This window comes from Micromonospora sp. R311 (genome assembly GCF_056780015.1).
In genome coordinates this window covers 1-24,453 of record NZ_JBSWCE010000042.1, presented here as the reverse complement: position 1 = coordinate 24,453, position 24,453 = coordinate 1, and the positions used below count along the sequence as shown (strand labels likewise).

The following is a 24,453-nucleotide window of genomic DNA, read 5'->3' as shown; positions in this document are numbered from 1 at the left end:
ATTGCCGCCTTGGCCGACGCCTCCCACCGCTCCGCATCCGACTTCCGATCGAAGTGCCGAGCAGTCTCCTTGCCCGAGGCGTCCCGCACCCGAGCCCGCCACTTCCGGTTGGGCCGCTTCTCCACGCTCACCGGCTACCCCGCCTGCTTCGCCAGCCAGGCCCGCACATCGGCCGGGTCATAGCGCAGATGCCGGCCAACTCGAGACGCACGCGGCCCGATCCGGCGGTAACGCCACTGATAGAGGGTGCTCACCGGTACGCCGAGGAACGCCGACACATCCTCAGCCGTCCACAGCGGCTCAATCGTCCGGGCCTTCATGCTGCTCCCTCCTGCGTCGTCGCAGTTGCCGAAACATCGGGTGGTGCCTGGTTGCGTCTGGCGGCGTCGAGCTGGGCGCGCCATTGGATCCGTTCGGATATCGCTCGCAGGACCCGGTGGCCGAGGGGCGCAACGTCGGGGTCGGTGGGCTTGGCGAGTTCCCAGGCGTGGCGTTGTTCGCCGCCGGGCGGGGCGGTGTCGGTGGTGACGCCGAGCAGTGCCTTGACCCAGTCGCGGCGGTCGGCGCGGTGGTCGGTGAGGGTCTTGCCGGACCACTGCCGGGAGATGAGGACTCGTCGGCCGCCGATGCCGAGGGTTTCCCGCTTGTGGACCTTGTTCTTGCAGTTCCCCGGCTTCAACCCAGGCCGGGCCTTCTTCGGCTGGACGCCGTAGAGCAGCCAGTTGGCGCACCGCTCCGAGCACGGCGTGTGCCGCAGCTCCAACCACAGCCGTTCCAGGTGCGCGCGCTGCCGTCCGGTGGTCACGTCGTGGCAGTCGGCGGCTTGCTTGGTCAGGTATTTGGTGATGTAGCCGACGCACCGGTCGGCGTCCTTGGTGCCGGCGAGGACGCCCTTGGCGTCGACCTGACTGCCGAAGCGGACGACGTGCACGGGTTCGGCGTCGGGGTCGGCGTCGACCAGGTCCAGGGCGTCATCCCACGACGGCAGCAGCTCGCCGGTGGTCGGGTCGGTGTAGCCGCCCGCGTCGGCGTCCCACTGCGGCGCCCGGCCCGGTTCGTAGACCCGCACGTCAACCGAGGGCCACCACACCTGGTGGTAGGTGGCGGCGGCAACCTGCCGGACGAGGGCGCGGGGGATGGTGCCCCGGATGGCGAAGTGCGCGTGCGGGGCCAGTCGGCGTTGCGGCTCGACTGCTCCGGCGTACTGGACGTTCCAGCCGACCGCGCGGCGCAGGTTCTGCCAGAACCGATCAAGCAGCCGGGGGAAGTGCACGGCATCCCAGGCGGCACGCCGGTAGTCGTAGCTGTCCGGGTCGACCGGAGTGCCGTCGGAGTGCACGCGCCCGTAGGAGCCGAGGGTGAGGGTCAGAAACATCGACGGCCGGAACACCTGCCCGCCGTGACCCTCATACGTGCGGCCGACCGTGCGGTTATCGACGGGCAGGCGGGGCAGGTCCGGGGCGTCCCGCCGCCGTTTGGTCGACCGCACCCGCCGCTTGCCGTCGCAGTCCTCCTGGTCGCCGCTGCCGTGTGGTGGGGCGGGTCGACCGCGGAGTCCTTCGGTGGTGATCTGGCTCTCCAGTTCCGCGATGGCGTCGTCCAGGTCCGTCACCTGGTCCCACTGCGAGGCCCGGGCTGCTTCGTCGCGGGCGAACTCCAGGTGAGCGCGGGCGACGATCAGCCCGCGTTGCGCGTCGGTGGCCGGCTGCGGGCCGGGGTCGGGTTCGTCGTCGCGGTGCCAGCCCTCGCGGATCTGCTGCTGCCGCAGCTTCCGTGCCCGCTTCGCGCAGGCCGGGCACTTGGCCTCCTGGGTGGCGCCGCACGGCATGTCGATGACTTCCGTCTGGCCGGAGTCCAGGTCGGTGCGGCGCAGGGAGACGGGGCGGGTGCAGACGCCGTAGTCGGCGGCCAGGTCTTTGACCACGTCGACGGAGCGGGGCATCAGCATCCGGGCGGCCCGGGAGCCCGGCCTCGGCTCCACCGAAGGGGCGGGGGCGAGGCCGGGCAGCGTCGGGGTGATGGTCATCGGCCCACCTCCGCACCAGCGGGGTGAGGTCGCGGACCCGGATGGTCGGGCGGGTGTCGGTGGCGTGGTCGTCGCGGTGGCGGTCGAACACGGCGACTCCGGCCCGGGTGGTCTTGGCCCGGTACATGGCCGCGTCGGCGTCAGCGAGCGCGGCGGCGAGGTCCCCGGTGGTGGGGGCGAGGCCGATGCTGGCGGTCACCGCGACGGCGACGCCGGAGGGCAGCCGGACGGGGGCGGCGATCGCGGCGGCCAGCTGCCGGCCGGCGGTCACGGGGTCGGGGTCGCAGAGCAGGGCGGCGAATTCGTCTCCGCCGAGGCGGGCGGCGACGCCGTGAACGGTGGCGAGCCGGGCGGCGACAGTCCGGAGGACGGTGTCTCCGGCGGCGTGGCCGTGGGTGTCGTTGACCGGCTTGAAGCCGTCCAGGTCGACCACGGCCACCCACGGCCGGACCGGGGCCAGTTGCTTCCAGGCTTGGGCGAGGCCGGTGCGGTTGGCCAGGCCGGTGAGCGGGTCGCGGACGGCGGCGCGTTGCAGGGCGGCGAGTTCGTAGCGGGCGACGTAGAGGCAGTAGCGGTCCCAGCAGACCAGCACCAGGACGCCGACGAGGAACAGGCCGGAGAACAGAGCGTCGGTCATCGGGTCACCTCTCCAATCAGCGGGGTGCCGTTGCGGCGAACAAAGGCGGACGGCGACACCGGAGCGACCGGTGCCGGGCGAGCGGCCTCGACCGGGACCAGGGCGACGGGCTCAGCCACCGGCGCGGAAGCAGGAGCAGGCGGGGCGGGCTGCTCGACCGGACGGGCCGGCGCGGTGGGCTCCTCGACGGGGCGGGCCGACGCAACGTCGGCGGGGGTCGGGGTGGGAGCGGTGGCCAGGACGAGCTTGGACAGGCCGATGAACGCCAGCGCGGGCACGGCGGACAGCAGCCACCCTGACAGGCCGGGCTTGGCGACCGCGAGCTGCGCGGCCAGGGACAGGGCGACGGCGGCGACGAGCAGGAACATCGGGTATCCGATCGGCCCGCCGGTCCGCTTGCGTCGGCGGATCGTGAGCAGGGCGGCGACGGGGACGAGTTCGGAGATGACGGCGTTGGCCCAGCCGAACCACTCGCCGGTCCCGGCCGGGGAGTTGTCGAGGGTCCAGTCCTTGACGTGGGTGAAGGAGGCGGCCCCGGCGAAGCCGGCGACCAGCAGGAGGATGACGACGAGGACCAGGCCCTCAGCTCGGTCGGCGCGGGTGTTGGTGGGGTGGGGCTTCATGCGGCACCGTCCAGGATCTGGCCGTCGATGACGCGCAGCCGGCCGTAGGTTTGCGCCATGTCGCGGATCTCGTCATCGGTCAGGTAGGAGAACCGGACCCGCATCGGCGTCGGGTCACCGTCGATGACCACGAAGCCCACACCGGGCAGGGACTGCGGGATGCGATCGCACAGCGCGCCCCGGTCCCGCATCCCGTCCCCGAGCACCAGGTCCACCTGGGCCGCCTCAGCCAGCCGCAGCCCGATCCGGGTAGGGAACAGGTCCCGGAACGGCAGCACCTCCTTGCGCGGGTCCTGAATCGCCGCTAGGACGTGCACGCCGACCGCTCGCCCTTGGCTGAGAAGGATCGACAGGGCCGCCTTGATCCGGTCCTTGAGCTGCCGGTCGGTCAGGTAGGCGGTCAGGTTCGCCAGCTCATCGATCACCAGGACGATCAGCGGCTCATCCGGCGTCGGGGTGTGCTGGCGGGTCCGGCCGTAGAGCTTGCCGGCGCGGTCCTTGGCGACGGTGGCGGCCTCCTCGATCAGCTCGCACATCGCGGCGTAGTCCTTGCGGGCGAACCGGGTGAACATCGGCGCGCCCATCCCCAGCTCCATCCCGCCCTTGGGATCGAGGCCCCAGATCTGCACGAGCCCGGAGGTGACCCCGGCGGCCAGGGAGCGGACCACGGACCAGATGACCGAGCCCTTCCCCGAACCGGTCGCGCCGACCACGAGGACCTGGGTGCCGAACAGGCGCAACTCGTAGCCGTCGCCGTCCTCGCGCTTGCCCACGGGCAGGGCGGTGAACTCGGGCACCGCCGGCACCGGCAGCGGCCGGACGAGCTTGGCGAGGGGGTCACCGCGGAACAGGTGCAGCAGCACCAGCTCGGGGCGCGGACCCGGCACGGCCTTGACCTGCCGCACGCCGAAGGTGTGCGCCAACCTCTCCGCGACGCGGGCGAAGTCGTCGGGGATCTGCCCGGTGACCATCCGCACCGACACCACATCCACCCCGGAGGCGCAGCGGACCCGGCGCAGGACGGGCAGGACCGTGTGGGCGTCGAAGGACACGGCGAGCTTGGCGGTGACCATCGCGGCCTGCCAGTTGCGGCGGTAGACCATCCGCCGGTAGCGGGACAGGACCGGCCACCACCCGAACCGCAGCCACGACGACCGATGCCCGAACGCCCACCCCGTTGAGCCGGCGGCGACGGCGCTCACCACGACGGCGGGACCGGCCCAGCCGAACCGCAGGTACAGCCAGCCGAAGACAGCGGCCGGGGCGGTCAGGTACCAGAAGCGCACCAGGACCACGGCCAGGCGGCCGAGCGCCTTCGCGGTCCACCACGACAGGGCCAGCCACATCGGGATGCGCACGAACGGGGTACGGACGTTGATCGGAGCGCCCTCGATCCGGTCACCCCGGATCACGTTGACCAGCGGCACGGCTCAGCCCTCCCCAGCGGTGGCGGCGGCGAACAGGGACCCCTGTCCCGGCGTACCGGGACGACGGCGCACCACCCGGCGACGGACCGGCGGGCGGGTCGGCAGCAGCGCGGCCAAGTCCACCGGCCCGAACTCGGGAGCGGGGACGTGGCGGGTCATGGTCGGCAGCCACCGACCCCGGCCGAGGACCGCGCGCAGGTCGACGCGGTCAGAGACGTGCGGGGCGATCAAATCGGCGTCGAGGTGGCGCAGCTTCACCACGGTCCGGGCCAGGGCGGCAGCGGCGGCGGCAATCTCGACCAGCGCGGCCACCCGGACGGCGTCGGCGGGGACGGTGGTGTAGACCTCGCGGACGGCCCGGATACCGGGACCGGCCAGCCGCATCACGGTGCGGCGGTGGGTCTTGCGGTTCGGACCGGGGCGCGGGTGCCCGGCGATCCGGGCAGCGTTCGATACCGTGGGCATCAGCCCAACTCCTTCCAGGGAGAAGAGGGTGAGGCGCGGGGCGGGGGTCGTCCTTGGCGGGGTGAAGTCCCGCCCCGCGCGTCCAGATCTGGTCAGGCCGCCTGCTTCACGGCGGCGGGCTCGGTCATCGCCCCGGCGCGGACCGACCACGCCTGACGCGCCCGGCACTTCCCCGAGCCCTTACACCGCTGCGAATCCACATACGGCGTCAGCGTCACGTCCGTGAACTCCACCGCCGGCGGATAACCCGGGATCTTCGACGCCGGCGGCACCGGCTGCACCGGCGCGGCGATCTTCACCTTCACTTCCTTCGACCCGCCGAACTTCCCGGCCTCCGGGTCCAGGTCCAGGACCTTGACCACCCACAGCCGCTCGCCCGTGTCCTTGTCACGGGCCTGGTCGTCGCCCTGGCCGCGCTTGTCGAAGTCCGTCACCGGCTCCACCCCGAGGCACAGCGCCCCCTGCGGGAAGACGTAATCAAACGGAACCGGAACCTTGATCGTGTTCGGGACTGCCATGCCCCTGCCTCCTCGCTCGGACGGCCGGCAACTTGCCGGTCGTACGTCTTATGCACATCTGCATAAGACCACTGAGGACAGTATGCACACGTGCATAAGTGTGGGCAAGCGTTTCTATCGATGCGAGGGAAGGGTTCAGCGGGTGGGGCGCAGCGGCACGAAGGCCAAGGAAGCCAGAGCCAGTAGACCAGCGGCGGCGGCGAAGGGAGCGCCGAGGCCGCCAGCATCGGCGACGACACCACCGAGGACGGAGCCCAGGGCCGCCGACCCGATGCCGAAGAGGCGAGTCGAGGACACGACGCGGCCGAGCATGTCGTCGGGCGTGTGTAGCTGACGGGTGGAGCCGCCGACGACGCTGCCGGTCGTCGAGGCGATGCCGACGAACACGAGGGCGACCGCAGCGACCCACGGAGTAGCCGTCAGAAGCACGGTCAGCCAGGCAGCGGCCTGGACTCCCAGCGTGACGGCGTAGGCGGAACGAGGAGAGAACGCTGCAGCGATGCGCGGCGCGAGCCACCCACCCGCGATGCCGCCCAAGGCGCCGCTCGCGATGAGCAAGCCGAAGCCAACGGTGCCGAGGTGAAGTACGTCCTGTGCGTAGAGGACTAGCGTTGCGAACGCGATGTTGTAGCCGAGATTGTAGGAAGCCATTCCGAGCGTCACCGTGCGGAGTTCGGGATGGCGGAAGAGGTGAGCCATGCCGACCCTGATGGCACGCAGCATCGGCGCATGCTCAACTGCAGGCTTCGCGGGTGGAGAAGGTAGCCGGCTCACAAGCGCGGCCGAGAGCAGGAAAGACCCGGCATCAAGCCCGAAGGGCAGGACACGAGAAGCCGCGAAGGTCGCCGCACCGACGGGTGGACCAGCTAGTGAGCGGCCGAAGGTGTCGATCGCCCAGAGTCGCCCGTTGGCACGTGACAGCCGCTCTTTGTCCCGGCCAACGATCGTCGGAATCACGGCCTGGGCCGCAGGGTCGAAGAAGCACGAGCCGACGCCAACGAGGAAGACCGCCACCGCGAGGGCCGCGATGCTGGCGCTGTCGGTCACGACCAGGAGGACGAACGCGAACAGCGTGGCCGCCCGGCCGAGGTCGGACGCCACCATGACTGTCCGCCTGCTCCAACGGTCGACCAGCGCGCCAGCGGGCAGACCGACGAGCAGCCAGGCCGCGTAGCCGGCCGCCGACACCGAGGCCACCGCCAGCGGGTCCCGAGACAGCGCCGCCGCCATCAGGGGCGCAGCGGCCAACAGCATGCCGTCCCCGGTGACCGAGACGCCGGTCGAAGCCAGCAGGAGGCCAAGGCCCCGTTTTGGCGACGCCTCGACCGGTCGCTCGGTCACCGCGGACATGCCAGCTGCCTCAGCGCAGACAGCAGTCGGGACCGAAGTGCCCCGCGGCTGCGCTGGCCACGAATGCAGCCCATCCCGGCTTGGCGAACGCGAGCATTGGGCCAGCACCAACCTGCTTGGTGTCTCGTACGCCGATAACGCCGTCCACGCTCGCGACTTCGACGCATCCTCCGCTGTCGCTGTGTGAACTCTTGCGCCACTTGGCTCTGCTGAAGTCAGGACTCACCACGGCCTCCGTCGATTGATCGAGGGTCCTCTAGATCCTCGATGTAACGAGCCAGTGACGCAAGGTGCTCTATCGACTCTGCCGGCGGTAGGGCATCGGCGGCGAGCGCGTCGAACACGGTCGAGTAGGCGTCCACATCGGCGGGCGCCGAGAGGTAGAGGTCGGCCGTCTGGGACTCCACGAACACAACTCGGGGACTGGACTCTGCGCGGAAGTCGTAGAGCGTGAAGGGCACCACTGCTGAGGCTGTACGGCCTACGCCCAACGGGATGATCCGCAGAGTCACGTTGGGCAGCTCGGCACGGGTCCGTAGGTATGCCAGCTGCGAGAGGATAACGTTGCGAGTGCCAGGCCAGGCCAGTAAGGCGCGAGCATCCAGAAGCGCGGCGTAGGCCGGCGCACCGTCCGCCTGTAGCAGGGCCTGCCGACTCATCCGGCGGGCAACGATCGCCTCCGGGTTAGGCCAGCCGCCGCTCCGGGTGTAGGCCAAGGCGTACTCAGGCGACTGCAACTGACCAGGCACCATCAGCGGGTAGTACTGCTGAATCGACCGGACGCGAGTCTCGATCGCCGCCACCTCGCCCTGGCGGCGAGTCACGCCACCGGCCCGTACTAGCCAGGCACCCCCGATGCCCTCGTCATCAGCACTCATCGCGAGCAGCTCCGCGCGGACCTCCTCGGGCACCCCGTAGTAGTGCAGGAGCGTCGCCAGGTCCCGGGTGCTTACGGCGATCCGGGCGTTCTCAATCCGCGACACCTTCGGCTGGGACCAACCAAGGGCAGCAGCCACTTCCTCGCCTGAAACTCCCAGACCCTCACGTACACGCTTCAGTTCGGCCGCCACGCGTTCGCGGTGAACCCCAACAGCCATGAAGCACCTCCGCCATGCAGCCATGCATACTCAGCCGAGTGTAAGGCGTCCAGTAGCCAGACCACGACCGGCGGCGCTGAGGACTGGCGAGCCTCCCTGCTCCCATGAGCCACCGCCCTCACATCACGATCTTAGAACCTTTTGCCAAACAGCGATCCTGCCGGGCTTTCGTCCGTAAGTCGAATGCTCAAATGGTCCTCAACGTTGAAACCGCTTCGCTCCAACTCTTTAGTTGGAAGGCTGTCTGAGTTAATTAGGGCAATATACTGGAATCCCTCTTTAGTGCTTTCCCTGGCAGCTAATTGGAGGGCGAGGGAAACTTGCCTCTCATCTACGCCCTCGAAAATCGCGCTGTCATGGATGAGCACGCCAGGGGATTCTCTGCGCTTCGCCCATACATGGGAGATGGCGAGGTCGTAGGCGTAGATGCCCATATTGCCCACGCCGTGAGAGTTTCCTCGCTCTAGTCGAACCTCAAAGGCGTACCCAGAATTGGTCACCTCTATAACCAGATCGCCCGGCTCACCGTAAAGGACCTGAGTTATTCGCGCGAAGCTCTCGATAGCCTCTGACCACTGCGGCCGCCGCTCGTAGTGGTCTGTCAGTGCCTGCTGCTTAAGTTGCTGCCGTTCAATCTTCAGATCTTCTTTACCAGCCTCAAGCTTCCGCAGTTCATCGGTGCGTGCATTAAGCGCCTCCAGTTGACCGCTGGCCTGGGCGAAGCGCGCTTGAAGGTTGGTGAGGTCATCTAAGGCCCCGCCCGATTCCAGCATGAGAAGGGACTCCTGACGAGCGGCCTCCAACTGGTCAAGCTCGGCTCTTCTCGTGGTTATGACGCCATGTAACCGGGAGATCTCTGCCTGAAGGTAGCTACGCCGGTTCTCGCTGATCTGCCGATGGAAAGTAGCCACTTCGTCAACCGACCGGCGAACAAGCTCTGGAAGTGTTACGCCCACCTCTTCGTACAACGCCGTGACTGCCGCCACGTCAACATCCGATTCTTGGCGGAGGCGTTCGGAGTAAAGGTTGACCATGTTCTGACTCAAAGTTACATCAGACATGGCCTCTTTAATCTCGCTCGTTACATTGTCCAAGCGACGTTGAATGTCATGGTATTGAGGTAGAACGCGGAATTCATTTATTGCAGCGCGAAGATCAGCAACCTGTGCCGCCAGCCGTACCCGCTCCGTTTCCAGCTCGCCGAGGCTGCCCTTGTAGCGTTGTACCGCTCTCGGAGACTGGTCCACCAAAGTCTTGAGTACGGCCTCATCGTCCTTAAGCGTTTGCCACTTTCCGGCCAGTCGCCAGTTGAGGCCCAAGAGGAAGGCATTGTTGACCTGTATGTTCCACGCTCGCTGTTGAGCGACCACTTGGAAGGGGGAAACGAATGCTCCTCGGCCGCTCCGCGCGAAGTACGAAAAGAGCGATCGAAAACTAGGCGAGTAGGGAACGTCCAGGCTCTTTTGCCCCAAGCCGAACGACGACTCTCCCAAGTACCGCTTCCACTCGTTAAGGCGGACGTGTAGCCCTCCAAGAGTGTCTAGTCTTCCCTCTATGAACCCAGGTATCGGTCCGTTAATTACAACCTCACTCATGCCCTCCAATGACCGGGAAACTTCGAATTGCGCGCCGCCAATCTCCAGCAATAGCCGGAAGGTCCACGGTCTAGTGTCCTTGACGCGATACAGGGTTTGACCTTTGGTTAGGTTTGAGCCCAGGCAGAAGTTGATGATTTCCACCAACGAACTCTTTCCTAACCCATTTCGCGAGTCAGTGTCTGCCGATTCCTGCGTCCGGTCTGCAACCACAAGGTTAAACCCGCGCTTGAATTGGACAGTGCGAAATTCGGGGTAGTCGGCGGAAACTCTCAGAATCTTCACCTGGACCACCGGAGGGTTCCGCGGTCCAGTTCGACCACACCGATAATAAACAGGAAATCGAGAGCCAGCAGGAAGCGTTCGTAAGAGAGTACGTCCTGTGTGGCAGCCCACAGGTCCGAAACCGTCATCCCGTTGCGCCTGAACTTGAGCAGAAGTGCAGACTGCCCTAATAGCGAGTACGGCGTCGTTACGTACTTATCAGGAAGGATCATCGCGGGACTTCCTCGAAGACGTCGCAAACCTGAAAGAGGTGCGCAAGGACCGCTAGGCCAGCCGCCTTCCTCGCGAAGGTCGTCTCTTCGCCCTCTTCGCCGCCGGCAAAGTTGCTCAACGCGACAAAAAGTGCGTCCCCCCGCAGTCCGGCATTCCAGAGCGAGTCGTATTCGGCGACGAAGCCCGCGCGCAGCTCGGCGGGGAAGTTTGGGTCGAGGTTGGCCGCCATCCTCTCCAGGTACCTGGCTACCATCTCGCTTTGAGCTAAGCCGATTGTCAGTCGCTTGCGCGTCAAGTCACCCAAGCCGTTGTGCGCCATCTTTTCCTCGGGGGGTACGGCGTTAAGGGCGGTGGAAGGAATGCCGTCGTGTTGGGCGATGTGCTTGCAAACGACGTCTAACTCGGCGTGTGTAACGATCGTCATTGACTTACTCAATTGCTGGTCGACCCACCGCTCATGTTGCACCTTGTAGGCAAGTAGCAGGTCCACCGGATAGTCTTCAACGTTCTGATCGATCAGGGAATGATGCGTGGGGCAAAGAATCATGAGGTTAGAAACGTCGTTCCTTTGGGCGAGATCAAGCGATGGATCGGCCCGAGGCCCCTCGTTCGCTAACCCCTTGATGTGAGCTATCTCGGCTAGGAGGGCGGCTTTGCCGTTGCTTTTGCCCTTAATGACTAGGGGCGCCCGGCAGCCAGGGAAGGAGCAGCGACCGCTAGACAGAGCGAAGAGGATCTTGATCGTCTTCGCTGTGTATGACCGTGCCGCCATCTGTCCCCCCGTCCTATAGCCACACAGTAGAGACTGAGTCGTCCATTGTGAACCACCCGCTGATACCGCGCCCCTCAGCCGTCAGGAGTGTCAGCTGCTGGCACGAGAGCTCTGCTTGGTCTGCCCTGCGGTGCAAACTGGGGCTAGGTGGCGGGGTCTACAGGCTGAGAACTGCCGAATTGACCTCTTAAGGATCAAGGCGGCCCGCAAGCGGGCCGCGCCGGCCCGGCCCCGGCCTGCTGGCGACCTCCGGCCGGCATCGGCCGGGCCGGCCGGCCATGCTGAGGGACGACACGCGGTCGTGAAGACCTCGGGGCTCCGCCCCGAACCCCGGCCCTCCTCAGAGATGCCGCCCGCGGATCACCTCGCCGGGCACCACAAGGGCTACCAGCCTCCCCGGAGGGGGACCAGGTCGTTCGTCCGGTAGGGCGCTCCACCTGGTCCCCCTCCGGGGAGGCTGGACGGTCGGAGACTGCCCGACGAGGAGATCCGCCTGATCGGTCCCTTAGACTGCGCTTCCGCTTCGGAGGTGTTTGATGCACTGGACTGTTCGGCATGCCGTGACCAGCGAGTACACGGACGAGGACGGAACACCCGCCTTCCTCTCCGTGGTTCTGGCTGAACAGCCTGGTCCAGAGGGTCGGTATATCGAGTTTCAGCTTGATCTCGATGAAGACGAGCGGGAAGACGGCTACTGCGTGATGGACGCCGCCCCGCCAAGTTACGACGGTGACCCGATCGCTCTAGGTCTGGCAGTCGGCACGCACAAGACCCTCTACGGCGGAGTCAAGGAGTGTCGGCTCGACAGCGGCCTGCTGATCCTCCGATTCACCTGGAAAGCGCGGCGGATCTTTGGCTGGCCAGGGAAGCTCAAGCTCGGTCTGGCGCTTCCAGAGGATCAACGTGCGGCGCTTCGGCGCGGCCTCGTGGAGGTGTTCGCATTCGCGCCTCCAGGCGAGCGCCCTCCACGGGTGATCGTCTAGCCCACGCCATGACGAGGGTGGCGCAGGGCGGTCCGCATCTGGTCCGCAAGAGGCCGATGGACGTTGGGGGAGTGGCGTGAGATGTCGAGAGGTGTTTTCGCTGCTAGAAGGCCACGTGCGCAGGTCGACGGGGCGGGCAGTTTGATCTCGTAATGCGTAGGTCGACGGTTCGATTCCGTCAGGCGGCTCGGCACAGAAGCCCAGGTCAACGGCCTGGGCTTCGCCGTTTCCCGAGGTCGACAACCTCGCCGCCGGCCGGCCGAATCCTTGAACTCCTTCCAGATGTACGACGACGTTGCCGTCGTGGAAACCTTCGTCGGCGAAACCACCCACCGCGACGACAAAGCCGCCGCCTAGGCCAGAGCTATCGAACGACTCCGGAAGGAAGCCGTCACCGGCGAAGAAGCCCGGAGACTCATTGCCCGCGCGGCTCGGGAACTGCCGAGCTAGGCGCACTCCAGCCGCCATGCTGGCCGCCCACGGCAGCGGCCAGCTCTACTGACCGAACGTGTACCGAGTCCGCAGGGACTTGAGCCGCAGGCACTGGAAGCAGACCTGAGCGTGTGGGAGCGCCGACGGTTCCACGTGGGGAGCCGTTGCCGCCGTATGCAGCTTCATCGCGGCGCGCGGCTTTGGCAGGTGGTTGGCGGTAATCATCGGGCCGGAGATGACACAAGCCAGGGTGAGAGTTCGTCGACCAGGCGGGAGTCTTGGATGGGTCCACCGGGAGAACGCGATGAGGACTGGTTCACCAGGGTCTACTCGGCCGATTACGGACAGGTGGTGAAGTACGGCCAGCGCCGGCTTGCCGATCTGGACGCGGCGGCTGAGCTCGCTCAGGAGGTGTTCGTCATCGCCTGGCGGCGTCGCCGCGAGGTCCCGGACCGTAGCCTGCCCTGGCTGTACGGGGTGGCTCGTCGTCTGCTTGCGAACGAATGGCGAGCTCGGAGAGCTGCGCCGGATGTGCTACCGATTACCAGGGTTGGCCTTTTGCAGAAGCCGGGTTCGTCCGGTGCCGACGCGACAGTGGGCGTCGCCGATCTTCAGGCCGCTCTAGCCACTCTCGCCGACCTCGACCAGGAAATCCTCCGGCTGGTCGGCTGGGAGGAACTGACAGTTTCCGAGGCCGCCCAGGTCCTCGGCTGTACCCGTACCACCGCTGCGGTGCGTCTGCACCGCGCCCGTAGGCGTCTCAACGAAGCGATGTCGCACCGAGCTGCGCCGGTGCGGCAGCCGGTGTTGACGAGTCCTCGAAAGGTCATGTGATGTTCGGAGAAGAGCGAACGCGTACCCTCCTCGGTCCGGCTGACCCGGTCAGGCAAAGCACCGTCGCACCGCCCCGGCTTTCGGCACACGATCTGATCGTCCGCGCGGAGGCTATCGCCGAGCCGGTCGCCCATCGCCGCCAGGCGCGCCCGACGCGCAGGCTGCTTCTGACGGCCGGGACGTTGGCCGTAGCGGTCGGCGCCGCGGCACTCGCTCAAACGTTCGGCCCGTCCAGCCCGGACACCTCTGAGATCGTCAGTCCGCCCGGGGTGGATCCGGGGGTGGTGCTCGTGCCGGTGGCGTACGGCTCTGGCACCCGTGATGCGGGGAGCCAGCTGCGCGCGTTGGCGGGCAGGCTTGTCGATGCGGAGTACGACAACCGTACGGGCCGGTACATGTACCACCACACCAAGACGTGGGGCGACCCAGTGATGACGTCTCCTGACGGTCGCCACCACGTCGCTTTCGCGGCCGATACCAAGGTCTGGCAGGCTGCCGACGGGACCGGTAAGCAGGTCACCGTTCAACTTGAGCCGCAGTATCCGGACCAGGAGTCCCGGGACTACTGGCAGCGCAACCTCGAGCCCACGGCTGCCGCCTCCGCCACCCCCGCGCCTGACAGCATTCCGCTGCCACCGATGGACCTCGCGCCGCTGCCGTCGGGTCGAGCACAGCTGAACGAACTGCTCAAGGTCAGGTTCGGTGCCACCGCCGTCAGCAAGGAAGTCAGTACGGTGTACGGGCGGTATGTCGTTCCGCGTCAGACGCGAGCTGAGATTTTGCGGGTCCTTGCCGATGTGCCTGGGTTCGTGTGGCGGGGCCAGGTGACCGATCGGGCCGGCCGGAAGGGTGTAGCCATCACCTTCGACGACCCCGATCACAACGCGCAGTCCTTGCTGATCTTTGACCCGAACACTGGCGAACTGCTCGCTCACGAGCGGCTAACCCTCTCGCCGGTACGAATCAGCGCGTACCGGGTAATCCTTGGCACTGCCTGGACCGATCGACTCAACTGAACTGCCGGGTGCCGGGGCTGCCTCGATGGTGGCCCCGGTCCGCGGCCAACTTCGTTGATCGTGCTACGCGGCAACGGGCCCAAGGCGGCCGTCTACGGCATCCACGGCAGCACCGCAGTGGTGATGCTGGCGATCAGCGTGCTCCTGCTCGTCGCGTAACCGCTCGTCACGCCGCCTCGGCCGGGTATCGCGTCCACCACGACCTCGTCTCGTCGCCGCCAGCCCGTGGCGGCGTCAGGCGATGGAACGGCGGGTCCGCCGCCTGTCCTTGGTCCGGAGCGAGCGAATCAACCAGGCTCCCGCCGGGGCGTCGGTCAGCTCGTCGACTTGGCCCGGCCTCGGGGCGCATGCCAATCGCTAGCGGGGAAGCCTGGTGGCCGGCTCGTCGGCTGGCCTCCCCGGGGCTCGCCTCACCAGGTCGGCGAGGGTGGCCCGCCGCATCAGCGGACGGCAGGCGTCGAGTCAGCCGGCCCGGGCCGCCCGGCTCCGGTAGGCGCGGGGTGAGAGGCCGGTGGTGCGCTTGAAGGCGACGCTAAGTGCGCTCTCCGAGCCGTAGCCGACGGCGCGGGCGATGACCGCGACGGTGTCCTCGCCGCGGCGGAGACGGTCGGCGGCCAGCTCGATCCGCCACGCGGTGAGGTACTCCAGCGGGCCGCGCCCGACGATCTCCTTGAAGCGGGCGGCCAGCGTGGAGCGGGACACCGCGGCGGCGCGGGCCAGTTCCGCCACCGTCCACGGGTGGTCCGGGCGGGCGTGCATCGCCCGCAGGGCCGGGGCGACCACCGGATCCGCCAATCCGGCCAGCCAGCCGGACGTGGTGCCGTGGTTGAGATGCAGGCGCAGGATCCGGATCAGCATGACCAGCGCGAGGTGCTCGGCGACCAACCTCGCGCCCGGGTGCGCCTGCCGTAGCTCCGCGTCGATCTCCCCTACGGCCCACCGGACGGTCTCCGCCTCGGGCGTCGCGGCCGGTACGTGGACGACGGGCGGGAGGCTGTCCAGCAGCAGGGCGCGGGCTCGCTCGGTGAAGGAGAATGCGCCGCCGACGAGGAACACCTCGTCCCCCTCTCCGGCGCGGGCCACCCCGTCGACTGCTGTCTGGAAGATCGGCTGAGCCGGCTCTGCCGGCTCATCGGGGCCGCTGGCGAGGGTGAACGCCCGCGGCCGGGTCAGCAGGAAGCAGTCACCCGCTTCGAGGCTGACCCGGTCCGGTCCTCCGTCGACGTGCAGCAGGCAGCGGCCCCGCCGCACGGCGTTGAATTTGACGCCGGTGGGCGGCTCGAACCGGACCGCCCAGTGCCCGCCGGCGACCAGTGCTGCGGAAACCTGGCTCGTCGCGCCGAGCAGCGTGAGCACCTCTTCCAGGGGATCCACGGCACCTCGCGTTGGACTGTCGCTAAAGAGTGATGGACCCTAGAGTACAGACAGTCCGGCGATGTCGCTCGTAGCGTGGGCACCATGACAGAGACCGCACGCCTGGCCACCCCGTTCACCGCCCGGACCACGGCCGCCGAGGTCCTCGACGGCGTCGACGTCAGCGGGCGCCGGATGATCGTCACCGGCGGAGCCTCCGGCATCGGCGTCGAGACCGTTCGCGCTCTCGCCGGCGCCGGCGCGGAGGTCACCGTTGCGACCCGCAATCCGGCGCAGGCCGAACCGCTGGTGGCGGAGTTCGCCGGTCCCGGTCCGGGCAGCGTCCGCGCGGCAGCGCTCGACCTGGCCGACCTGGCGTCCGTCGACGCGTTCGTCGCCGCCTGGGAGGGGCCGGTACACGCGCTGATCGCCAACGCGGGCATCATGGCGATCCCCACCCGGCAGCTCACCCCACAGGGTTGGGAACTCCAGCTCGCCACCAACTACTTGGGCCACTTCGCGCTCATCCGCGGCCTGCACGACAACCTCCGCGCCGCCGGCTCGGCGCGGGTGGTGGTGGTCAGCTCCGGGGCGCACCTGCGGGAGGCGTTCGATTTCGGCGACCCGCAGTTCGAGCGGCAGCCCTACGACCGCTGGGCGGCGTACGGCCGGTCGAAGACCGCCGAGGTGCTGCTCGCGGTTGGCATCGCCCGGCGCTGGGCTACCGACGGGATCACCGCCAACGCGCTCAACCCTGGCTTCATCACCACCAACCTCCAACGCCACATGGACGACGAGACGCTGCGCGCGTTCGGGGCGATGGACGAGGCGGGCAACCGCATCGAGCAGCCCTACTTCAAGACGCCCGCGCAGGGCGCGGCGACCTCCGTGCTGCTGGCCGCGTCGCCGCTGGTCGAGGGCGTCACCGGCCGGTACTTCGACGACAACCAGGAGGCCGACCTCGTAGCCGGCGGCCCGGAGGCAACCGGCGGAGTGGCCGCCCACGCCGTCGATCCGACGGCCGCCGACCGGCTCTGGGAACACGCGGAGACGGTGCTGGCCCGCCGCCAGGCGTCGAGGTGACGGCCAGGTCCGGGCCGTCACCGAACGGCCCCGCGTACACGTCCGGTGTCATCCGGGCCGACGGCCCGCGACCGAATGTCGGCCGGTGCTCGGGGACGGGATGCGGGACCGGGGCGCGGTCACGAGGCGTCCGAAGAACGGGCCGAGGCGAGTCGACTGCGATCACCAGAGCCGTTCCTCGCCGGGCTCTTCCCGCCGATGAGACATCACGGCGAGGAGATCCGCCTTCAACCACCCGGTGACAACATCTACTGCGTTCCCCTGCGCAGGTACCACAATCCGGCCCGCTGACGGTCGCGCAGCCAGTGCACCCGGGGTGCCTCATCCGGTCGAGGCGTCCAGTCGCGGTAGGGCAGGAAGGCCACGCGCCAGGCAACCACCGCGAAGATGTAGAGGCCTGCTGGGGGAAGGAACCACCACAGGGCATCTCGACGGCGGTAAGAGCCATGGGGCGCGAGCCAAGCCGTGGCCGCGACCGGAACCGCGATCTGCCCGAGATCCGCGAGCGGGTCACTCTCCAGCGCGCCCTCGATCAGTTCACCGGTGCTCGCGGACAGCACCACCACCCCGCCCAGGAGCAGCGCCGTGATCAACGTGCGACGACCGCGTCCGACCGGCGGGCGCGAGCCGGGGGGATCATTGGCCATGCCCGGAGGATACGAGCCGACAGCAATCGTTGACGTGAGGATCGTTTGCTGGGGCGGTGTTGCGCCGGCCGTCCACGAGCCGTCACCGCACCCCGACGGGTCCTCGCCTTCAGGGCGGGCGACTACAGCATCTTCACCGGCACCAGTCGCACGACGTCGACCCCGTCGAGTCTCAGAAGTTCGGACACGTCCCGTCCCCTCGGATCGAGCGGCACCTGGAACCGCAACGACGCGTGGGTCATCTGCCGGTCGAGATGCGTGGCCAGCTCGCCCTTGCCCCGGCACTGCTCGCGCAGGCGCTCGTAGGCGGCGTCGCGGTCCTCGAAGGCAACCGACTTCGCTTGTGGCAGTGCCCGGACGGCCTTCTCCACGGCAGCTCGCTGCTCGTCGGTCACGGTCGACTTCAGCCGGACGATGACCCCGATCTGCGACGGTAGAGGGTCGATCTGTGGGCTGCTGAGCGCCACGTCCTCGACGCCGTCAACCCCGGCCATCACCAACTCGACCGCCTCGGCGATCGAGGCGTCGGTGACAGTGGCGCGGAACGACTCCGGCATGACCTCCGGCTTCAGCTCCGCCAGCAGGTCCGGGCGGTCCTTGAGCGCCTCCTTCTGGCGCTCGTACGCCTGATCCCGGGTTTCCAGGGCCACCTGCTCGACGCTTGGCATCGACCGTAGTCGCTGCTCCACAACAGCCTTCTGCTCCGCCGTCCCGTCGCTGTCCAGGAAGACCGCCAACGTGCTGTCCCCGGCCACCGGTGCTTGGGAGGTGCAGGCGGACAAGCCCAGCAGGAGCAAGATCGCCAATATCGGCGCGACCCGACGCATGGGGCGACATCGTAGGTGATCGTGAAGCACCGCAGGTGGTAGGCAGGTGCATGAGTGGGGTGCCAGGGCCGGAGTTGACGGCCCTATCGGGATGGTGGGCTGTGCGTCTCAGACCGGGCCTGGACGAGGAGGGTCTGGTGATGGCTCCACAGCCACCGCAGGTAATGCTGTAGTTCCTCGGGTGTGGCGACCCATCCTTCGTCCACGTAGGTGAGGATGCGCTTCACTTCCCCGGCCACGAGGTCGTAGGCGGTCGCGCCGGTTTCCGGTACGGGCGTGCCCGGGGGGACCGCCACCGGGAGCGGGATGACGGGGAGGCGGGTCCCCTGCCTGGCGAATGCCTTGAGGACCGTGAGGTAGACGCGGGCCAGGTGGTAGGGGGAGACGGTGAGCGCGAGGCTGGCGATGCCGAGGGCCTGCACCTGGTCGACGATCCAGGCGGCCTGCAGGCCGGTGTGGGGAGCGGGCTCGGCCTGGAGGTGGACCCCGTCGAGGCGCCGGAGTCCGAGGCTCCGCAGGTAGTCGAGCGTGATCTCGACATAGGTCTCCTCGGCCGGATTTCCGTTCGCCACCAGGAGGTAGCGGAGGCCCGCGTTCGCCTCCCACCTTCGGATCGCATGGGTGAGACGCCATTCTTCGCCCTGACCGGTGGCTACGACGAGTGCCTCGACGTGGTCGGCGGCAGACTGGGGCAGGGTCAGGATCGCCGTGAGGGCCTTCATCACCGCCAGGAACTGGCCGGCCGTGACGCCGGCGAGGTCCTCGTCCCGCACGATGCGAGGGGTCGCTCCGTGGGGGTTCACCGAACTGCCCGGACCGGGTCGTGACCGGCGTCGGCGCGCGGAACCAGGGACGCCAGGTCGGGTCGGGGCAGGAAGGCCATGCGGGCGATCTTTTCAGGGCGGCGCATCGGCTACCAGCCCGCGGGCCGCAGCCGATGCGCCGCCGGGGTCACTGCAGGTGGAACCGTTCGTCGACGGCGAGGGCCGCCAACTGCGGCACGGAGAACGGCAGCCGCGTCAACCCGGTCCGCTCGTCGCCGAGATTCGCGACCTGCGCGACGAAGACCACCACACCGTCCGGGTGCCGGTACGCCGCCCACTGGTCGAACCGGTCGTCAAGGCCGGGCCGGACCACCACGCCGACCTGGGTCGCTCCGACGGTCACCACCTCGCACTCGCCCTGCATCTCCCAGAACTGCCGGGCCAGCGGGCACGGCTCGGCCGCCAGCGTGTTGCCGGCGGTGTGCACCTCGACGAGCAACCGCCCCGTCCGTTCCCCCTGGGCCAGCGCGGCCCATGACGTGTAACTCCACACGTCGACGCCGTTGACCCTGTCCACGAACTGCGCCTGGTGGTCCCGCAGCGGGGACTGGTCAGCGGGCTGGTTCGCCGGCTTCTCGGGCGTGGTGTAGCCGGCGGGCACGACGGAGACGACCTCGTCGAGCAGCCGGACGCCCTGGTCGCGCCGGGAACCCGCCGGCGCCGTCCGGTCCTCCTGCGGGCGGCCGTCCGGCCCGGTCGGCCACGGCTGCGCGCTGCCCTTAGCCGACGGGTGCGGGATGGCCTGCGGCCCCGGACCCGCCGGGCTGAAGCCGCCGGCACCCGGGGCGCCGACGGCCGTGACGCCGGCGACCGCCAGCACCACCGCCGCGGATCCGGCGCACGCCCAGGCGGTACGGCGGCGGGTGCGCGCCCGCCGCGCGGCGCCCAGCGTGGTGGCCGTACTCAGCGGAGGCGGCGCGGTGGTGGCCGCCATCTCGCTGCGCAGCGCCTCACGCAACTCTTCTCCGTTCATCGCTCCCCCTTCTCGATCCCGCTGTGCGCGGGCTGCAGGAGGCCGCGCAGTGTGTCCAGGCCGCGGGCCGCCTGGCTCTTGACCGTAGTCAAGGCGCTATAAAAGCCACGCACGGTTCGCCCGTTTGCGACGTCGGTCAGTTTCTGCACTATGGACGGCATGGCGCCCGTTCCCAGTACCCGATACGCGGACTTCATCGCCGCAGCTCGACGCGTTGCGCCGTCGGTGCTGCTGCCAGCGCTGGCGAACGCCTCTATCCAGCAGCTCGACGGCAGCATCTACCGTCCCCGTGCGAACGATCTGATCCAGGCGTGGATCATTGCGGCGGCTGCACGGGAAAACACCGCGTATGGCAATGAGCACCGGCAGCAGACGGTGGCCCTCAAGGACTTGATCCGAATCCGGAACACCTACCTCGAGTTGCACGACCCGTTCCTCAACGCGGTCGGGCAGCCAGGTGCGGTGGAGTCACTGATGGTCCGGACCGTGTTCGAGCAATTCCCGTTCGCACACTCCCGGTTCGAGGACCTATCACGCATTTTGTTACTCTTCGAACGGGATTACTCCTCGCTGAACTGCGAGGTGCTCTCCGTATCCTCATGGGAGCAGGTACTGGGCGCGCCGCTGGAGCAGTTCATGCGTGCAGCGTTCTTTATCTTGGTCGGCGCGCTCTGCAACGGCGGACTGTTCAACCCGGGCTGGCTCACCATGCCCCACTTCACGCCGGTGTTCGACGCCTACGACATGGCGCCGGTCCAGGTGCTGGAGATCTTCGACCGGGTGTTCGTAGCCGACTTCGCCGATGTACGAAGCAGAGCAGGGGTTAACCGGAACCCCGATCCGCACCTGCGGCGGTTCGACCCGAATCCCCTCCTGGAGACGCCGTTCGTGCGAATGCCCGACGGCACCAATTTGGCCCCATGCGTGCATCTCGTCGCACAGCGGGTCAGCCCCGCGTCCCTGTACTACGTGGGCCTTAGCCTCGATCCGTGGATCGGACCGGTGTGTGACGCTGTCGAAGACGGCGTGGAAATGACGAGAGTGCCCTCTGGGCTGCGATGATCGGGTTTCTCTAGGACCCAGATCGGTGCGGCTCGGAAGGACACTCTCGGTGCAAGGATCTCATGCCTTTCAGGCGGATGGCGCGGTGTTCGACGAGGACAACCTCGTGTCGCACGCGGGCTTGGTCCCGGTGCTGGAACTGGCCGAACAGGCCGGGTTGTCACAGCTGCTGGATCAACATGTCCGGTTCGTCGATGAGCGGGTGAAGTCCGGGGCGGCGAACCCGACACCGAAGCTGACCTCGATCATCGCGGGGATGGCCGCCGGCGCGGACAGCATCGACGACCTGGACGTCATCCGCTCCGGTGGGATGAAGCAGGTGTTCGGCGGGGTCTACGCATCCGCGACGCTGGGGATCCTCTTGCGGGAGTTCACCCACGGCCATACCCGGCAGCTGTCAGCGGTACTGCGCCGCACCTGATCGCCCTCGCCCGGCAGACCCCGATCCTGCACGGCATCAGCGAACAAGCATTCATCGACATCGACTCTCTGCTGCGCCCGGTGTACGGCCACGCCAAGCAGGGAGCCTCGTTCGGGCATACGAAGATCGCCGGGAAGACCATCCTGCGGCGGGGCTTGTCCCCGCTCGCGGTGACCATCTCCACCGAGACCGCAGCGCCGGTGGTGGCCGGGGTGCGGCTGCGGGCCGGACGTGCCGGCTCCTCCCGCGGTGCGGCGAGCATGGTCACCGAGGCGGTCAACACCGCCAAAGCCGCCGGCGCGCACGCGGACAACATCCTCGTGCGCGGCGACTCCGCCTACGGCAACGGCAAGGTCATCGCCGCCGTCGTCAAAGCCGGCGCCCGGTACTCGTTCACCCTGACCAAGAACGAAGCGGTCAACGCCGCGGTCGCGGCCATCCCCGAGGAGGCATACACACCCGTGCACGACCCGGGCGCGGTCACCGACCCCGACACCGGTGAGCTGATCTCCGACGCCCACGTGGCCGAGGTGCCCTACACCGCGTTCGCCGGCAGCCGTCACCGCATCACCGGCCGGCTCATCGTCCGCCGCGTGCTCGACGCCAACACCCAGGACCCGCTGTTCCCGGTCTGGCGCCACCACCCGTTCCTCACCGACAACACCGAACCGACCGCCGAGGCCGACATCACCCACCGCCGGCACGCCATCTGCGAGACCGTCTGGTCCGACCTCATCGACGGGCCCTGGGCCCACCAGCCGTCCGGATCGTTTCCCGCCAACGCCGCCTGGAACATCCTCGCCGCGATCACCCACAACCTGCTGCGCGCCGCCGGCACCCTCACCGGCAGCCCCCGCCACGCCGTAGCCCGAGGTGCCACCCTGCGCACCCACCTGGTCAACATCCCCGCCCGGCTCGCCCGGCCCCAACGCCGACCCGTGCTGCACCTGCCCACGCACTGGCCCCGGGCCGACGCCTGGCTCGCCCTCTGGCGGGCGGTCTTCGTCACCTGAACGCCCCCGCCCACGCACGCAACACCCACCAGCACACGCATCCGCGCCCCCACCCGCCGACCAGGAACCGAGCACGCTGGACAGACCAGCAGCACAACGACGCCCCCAGCCGACCAAAGACCGTCTCAACCGATCAAGCGATCAACCCGAATCCGATCCACGGATCGAGGCTTAAGGCGTCAGTGGCCGCAGGTCCGAACGGCTTGCCTGCACCTGCCGACGGCGGCGCCGCGCCCGCGAACCCAGATCTCGGCGCCCGTTCCAGGGAACGGACCGACGCCATCCTCGCGGCGCTCAGTAGCCAGCAGCCCGACGATCTCGTGTACACGCCTCCGGCCGACGTCCAGCAACTGGTTGCGGACTTCCTCGTCTCGACCGCCCGCGTCTACCTGGTCACCGGCCCCCCGGGCTGCGGCAAGACCAGCTTCACCCGCCATCTGGCGACTCAGGCTCCCGGAGTGGATGTTCAACTGCTGACCGCGGACTCGTGGACCGAGGACGTCGACCTGGCGCGGGAGATCCTCCGCTACGGCTCTCTGCCGGCGGGCGTGGATCCGCTGCTGACCCTCGAGGGTGAGAGCCAGAGCCTGTCCAGGCCTCTGCTCGTCGTCATCGACAGTCCGCAGTCCCGCGCCGTCGTGGACAAGGTCTGCCGGCAGCTCGACGGCACGCTGCGGCAGGTGCTCTCGGGCAACCTGAGGTTCCTCCTCGTACTGCGCACACCGCCGGATGTCGAACTCGCGCCCTACCCCGTCCTGTCCGCAGCGGTCATGACCGGTCAGGATCACGGTGTCGGCCCGTCGCTGCGGCTGGACCGCTGGGACGCCGGCACGGCCCGGGACGTGTAGAACGCGCAGCGGCACGAGAGTGAGCCCCCGTTCGACGCCCTGCCCGCCAAGATTCGCAACTTGGCCCGCCTGCCGCTGTACATGAGCCTCATCCGGGCCGCCAAGTCGACTGAACCGCTCGGGCAGACCAACGCCTTCCGGCTCGTGGAATTCTGCGTCGCCTCGATCCTGAAGGCGGCGAGCCTGGACGTCGAACGGGCCACGGCGGACCTGACGGCACTCGCGCGGATGCAGCTTGCTGCGGCATGGACGCATCACCTGCTTCCCGCGATGGAAGCCGACCCGCCAGGGGATGTCGGAGACCTCACCGCGTCCCCGGTCGCGAGACTTGTGCGGTCCGGCCCGTCCGGCGGCCTGACGTTCCATCACGACGTCATCCGTGAGTATCTCTTCGCCCGGTGGCTCGCCCAGCTCATCGAGGCCCACGGACGCTCGACCATCACCATCGAGCTGCTCAACGACCTTGCCGCTCGCACGAGCACGTCAGGCGACCTGCGAGGCGTCCTGGAATTCCTGTTGCAGGGCTTGGACGCTACGTCGCCGGAACTGCTGGCCGCCGTCGCACAGTCACCATCGATCAGCATCACCGAGACGCTGCCCTTGATGCTCGAACTCACCGGTGAGAGCCCGGCGTTCACCACCGCCGAGGTGCTGCGCGTGTGCGCCTCCCGCTGCCTGCACGACAATGGCCTACCGCTTGCCAGAGCCCTCCTGCACACCAACGCAGCCGCGACAGCACTGGGCGCTGAGTACCCCCGATGGATGCTGCGGGTCCTGCGCCGCTTCGGCCCGGCAGTATGGTCCGACATCGTGGCGTGCGTCGAGACGCAGCTGCCCATAGCGGCCATCCACGACTTCGTTCGTCTCGCGCAACTCGACACCGTAGAGGACGCGGTGTTCCTCGCCCGACACTTCTACGTCTTTCTCACCGCTGACGACGGCACTTCCCAGGAACTGAAGGCACTCCTGGCTCACCCCGACTGGCGAGCCCGCGCCGCCCTCGCCGAGGGGATCCGAGCGGGCCACGCGATCCCACACCAGATGATGATCTCTGTCAAGCCCCGGGTTTGATGGAGAGTTGGTTAGCTGGTTTTCAGGGGTGCGGTGACCGGGTGGGTCATCGCGTGTA

The 24,453-nt window shown here is 68.2% G+C and carries 24 protein-coding genes and 2 pseudogenes; 8 read left to right on the top strand and 18 right to left on the bottom strand.

Going from position 1 to position 24,453, the window contains the following annotated elements:
• Positions 1-134 precede the first annotated feature (134 nt).
• From AC1WTP_RS28715 to AC1WTP_RS28655, 13 genes and pseudogenes are all read right to left on the bottom strand, one after another.
• Positions 135-320 carry a helix-turn-helix transcriptional regulator gene (locus AC1WTP_RS28715; RefSeq protein WP_481652368.1) on the bottom strand — a complete coding sequence of 62 codons (186 nt, stop codon included), beginning with the start codon at positions 318-320 and terminating at the stop codon, positions 135-137.
• Entirely contained in the window at positions 317-2,026 is a 1,710-nt protein-coding gene (locus tag AC1WTP_RS28710) for a replication initiator (RefSeq protein ID WP_481652367.1), read from the bottom strand. Before AC1WTP_RS28710 ends, AC1WTP_RS28715 begins: the two co-directional genes overlap by 4 nt.
• Before the next feature lie 25 nt (positions 2,027-2,051).
• Positions 2,052-2,663: pseudogene (locus tag AC1WTP_RS28705) on the bottom strand (diguanylate cyclase); the annotation flags it as partial.
• Positions 2,660-3,286 carry a DUF2637 domain-containing protein gene (locus AC1WTP_RS28700; RefSeq protein ID WP_481652366.1) on the bottom strand — a complete coding sequence of 209 codons (627 nt, stop codon included), beginning with the start codon at positions 3,284-3,286 and terminating at the stop codon, positions 2,660-2,662. The gene AC1WTP_RS28700 and the pseudogene AC1WTP_RS28705, both read right to left, overlap by 4 nt.
• The gene (locus AC1WTP_RS28695; protein ID WP_481652365.1) at positions 3,283-4,713 is read right to left on the bottom strand and encodes an FtsK/SpoIIIE domain-containing protein; all 1,431 of its coding nucleotides are present in this window, start codon (positions 4,711-4,713) and stop codon (positions 3,283-3,285) included. Before AC1WTP_RS28695 ends, AC1WTP_RS28700 begins: the two co-directional genes overlap by 4 nt.
• Positions 4,714-4,716: 3 nt before the next feature.
• Positions 4,717-5,178 carry a hypothetical protein gene (locus AC1WTP_RS28690; protein ID WP_481652364.1) on the bottom strand — a complete coding sequence of 154 codons (462 nt, stop codon included), beginning with the start codon at positions 5,176-5,178 and terminating at the stop codon, positions 4,717-4,719.
• 92 nt (positions 5,179-5,270) lie between these two features.
• On the bottom strand, positions 5,271-5,696 hold the full coding sequence (locus tag AC1WTP_RS28685) for a hypothetical protein (protein ID WP_481652363.1): 426 nt from the start codon (positions 5,694-5,696) through the stop codon (positions 5,271-5,273).
• Between the two features lie 135 nt (positions 5,697-5,831).
• The gene (locus AC1WTP_RS28680) at positions 5,832-7,046 is read right to left on the bottom strand and encodes an MFS transporter (RefSeq protein WP_481652362.1); all 1,215 of its coding nucleotides are present in this window, start codon (positions 7,044-7,046) and stop codon (positions 5,832-5,834) included.
• 10 nt (positions 7,047-7,056) lie between these two features.
• The gene (locus AC1WTP_RS28675; RefSeq protein ID WP_481652361.1) at positions 7,057-7,272 is read right to left on the bottom strand and encodes a DUF397 domain-containing protein; all 216 of its coding nucleotides are present in this window, start codon (positions 7,270-7,272) and stop codon (positions 7,057-7,059) included.
• On the bottom strand, positions 7,262-8,143 hold the full coding sequence (locus tag AC1WTP_RS28670; protein WP_481652360.1) for a helix-turn-helix domain-containing protein: 882 nt from the start codon (positions 8,141-8,143) through the stop codon (positions 7,262-7,264). Before AC1WTP_RS28670 ends, AC1WTP_RS28675 begins: the two co-directional genes overlap by 11 nt.
• A gap of 131 nt (positions 8,144-8,274) precedes the next feature.
• Complete coding sequence (locus tag AC1WTP_RS28665; RefSeq protein ID WP_481652359.1) at positions 8,275-9,882, bottom strand: DUF2326 domain-containing protein; 1,608 nt, start codon at positions 9,880-9,882, stop codon at positions 8,275-8,277.
• Between the two features lie 137 nt (positions 9,883-10,019).
• Entirely contained in the window at positions 10,020-10,235 is a 216-nt protein-coding gene (locus AC1WTP_RS28660) for an ABC-three component system middle component 6 (protein WP_481652358.1), read from the bottom strand.
• The gene (locus tag AC1WTP_RS28655) at positions 10,232-11,008 is read right to left on the bottom strand and encodes an HNH endonuclease (protein WP_481652357.1); all 777 of its coding nucleotides are present in this window, start codon (positions 11,006-11,008) and stop codon (positions 10,232-10,234) included. Before AC1WTP_RS28655 ends, AC1WTP_RS28660 begins: the two co-directional genes overlap by 4 nt.
• 560 nt (positions 11,009-11,568) lie before the next feature.
• Here AC1WTP_RS28655 and AC1WTP_RS28650 point away from each other — a divergent pair.
• The 3 genes from AC1WTP_RS28650 (at position 11,569) to AC1WTP_RS28640 (ending at position 14,273) form a co-directional block, all read left to right on the top strand.
• Complete coding sequence (locus AC1WTP_RS28650) at positions 11,569-11,991, top strand: hypothetical protein (protein ID WP_481652356.1); 423 nt, start codon at positions 11,569-11,571, stop codon at positions 11,989-11,991.
• A 714-nt stretch (positions 11,992-12,705) separates the two neighbouring features.
• Positions 12,706-13,257, top strand: coding sequence for an RNA polymerase sigma factor (locus AC1WTP_RS28645; protein ID WP_481652355.1), 552 nt, complete (start codon positions 12,706-12,708; stop codon positions 13,255-13,257).
• Complete coding sequence (locus tag AC1WTP_RS28640; protein ID WP_481652354.1) at positions 13,257-14,273, top strand: CU044_5270 family protein; 1,017 nt, start codon at positions 13,257-13,259, stop codon at positions 14,271-14,273. Before AC1WTP_RS28645 ends, AC1WTP_RS28640 begins: the two co-directional genes overlap by 1 nt.
• Positions 14,274-14,735: 462 nt before the next feature.
• Here AC1WTP_RS28640 and AC1WTP_RS28635 read toward each other — a convergent pair whose 3' ends face one another.
• On the bottom strand, positions 14,736-15,647 hold the full coding sequence (locus tag AC1WTP_RS28635) for an AraC family transcriptional regulator (RefSeq protein ID WP_481652353.1): 912 nt from the start codon (positions 15,645-15,647) through the stop codon (positions 14,736-14,738).
• 84 nt (positions 15,648-15,731) lie between these two features.
• Here AC1WTP_RS28635 and AC1WTP_RS28630 point away from each other — a divergent pair, with 84 nt between their 5' ends.
• Positions 15,732-16,709: an SDR family NAD(P)-dependent oxidoreductase gene (locus AC1WTP_RS28630; protein ID WP_481652352.1), complete on the top strand. Its 978-nt coding sequence runs from the start codon at positions 15,732-15,734 to the stop codon at positions 16,707-16,709.
• Between the two features lie 248 nt (positions 16,710-16,957).
• On the opposite strand, the gene AC1WTP_RS28625 is transcribed toward AC1WTP_RS28630, so the two are convergent.
• The 4 genes from AC1WTP_RS28625 to AC1WTP_RS28610 form a co-directional block, all read right to left on the bottom strand.
• The gene (locus tag AC1WTP_RS28625) at positions 16,958-17,356 is read right to left on the bottom strand and encodes a hypothetical protein (protein ID WP_481652351.1); all 399 of its coding nucleotides are present in this window, start codon (positions 17,354-17,356) and stop codon (positions 16,958-16,960) included.
• A gap of 122 nt (positions 17,357-17,478) precedes the next feature.
• Positions 17,479-18,183, bottom strand: a complete 705-nt coding sequence (locus AC1WTP_RS28620) for a permease-like cell division protein FtsX (protein WP_481652350.1) — start codon at positions 18,181-18,183, stop codon at positions 17,479-17,481.
• 83 nt (positions 18,184-18,266) lie between these two features.
• A complete protein-coding gene (locus AC1WTP_RS28615) occupies positions 18,267-18,986 on the bottom strand; it encodes a hypothetical protein (RefSeq protein WP_481652349.1) in 720 nt (239 codons plus the stop codon).
• 148 nt (positions 18,987-19,134) lie between these two features.
• A complete protein-coding gene (locus AC1WTP_RS28610; RefSeq protein WP_481652348.1) occupies positions 19,135-19,980 on the bottom strand; it encodes a hypothetical protein in 846 nt (281 codons plus the stop codon).
• Between the two features lie 159 nt (positions 19,981-20,139).
• On the opposite strand from AC1WTP_RS28610, the gene AC1WTP_RS28605 reads away from it, so the two are divergent.
• From AC1WTP_RS28605 to AC1WTP_RS28590, 4 genes and pseudogenes are all read left to right on the top strand, one after another.
• The gene (locus tag AC1WTP_RS28605) at positions 20,140-21,042 is read left to right on the top strand and encodes a hypothetical protein (protein ID WP_481652347.1); all 903 of its coding nucleotides are present in this window, start codon (positions 20,140-20,142) and stop codon (positions 21,040-21,042) included.
• 49 nt (positions 21,043-21,091) lie between these two features.
• Positions 21,092-22,476 (top strand): annotated as a pseudogene (locus AC1WTP_RS28600) (IS1380 family transposase).
• 182 nt (positions 22,477-22,658) lie between these two features.
• The gene (locus AC1WTP_RS28595; RefSeq protein ID WP_233257853.1) at positions 22,659-23,324 is read left to right on the top strand and encodes an ATP-binding protein; all 666 of its coding nucleotides are present in this window, start codon (positions 22,659-22,661) and stop codon (positions 23,322-23,324) included.
• Between the two features lie 60 nt (positions 23,325-23,384).
• Positions 23,385-24,395: a hypothetical protein gene (locus tag AC1WTP_RS28590; protein WP_481652346.1), complete on the top strand. Its 1,011-nt coding sequence runs from the start codon at positions 23,385-23,387 to the stop codon at positions 24,393-24,395.
• The last annotated feature ends 58 nt before the right edge of the window (positions 24,396-24,453 follow it).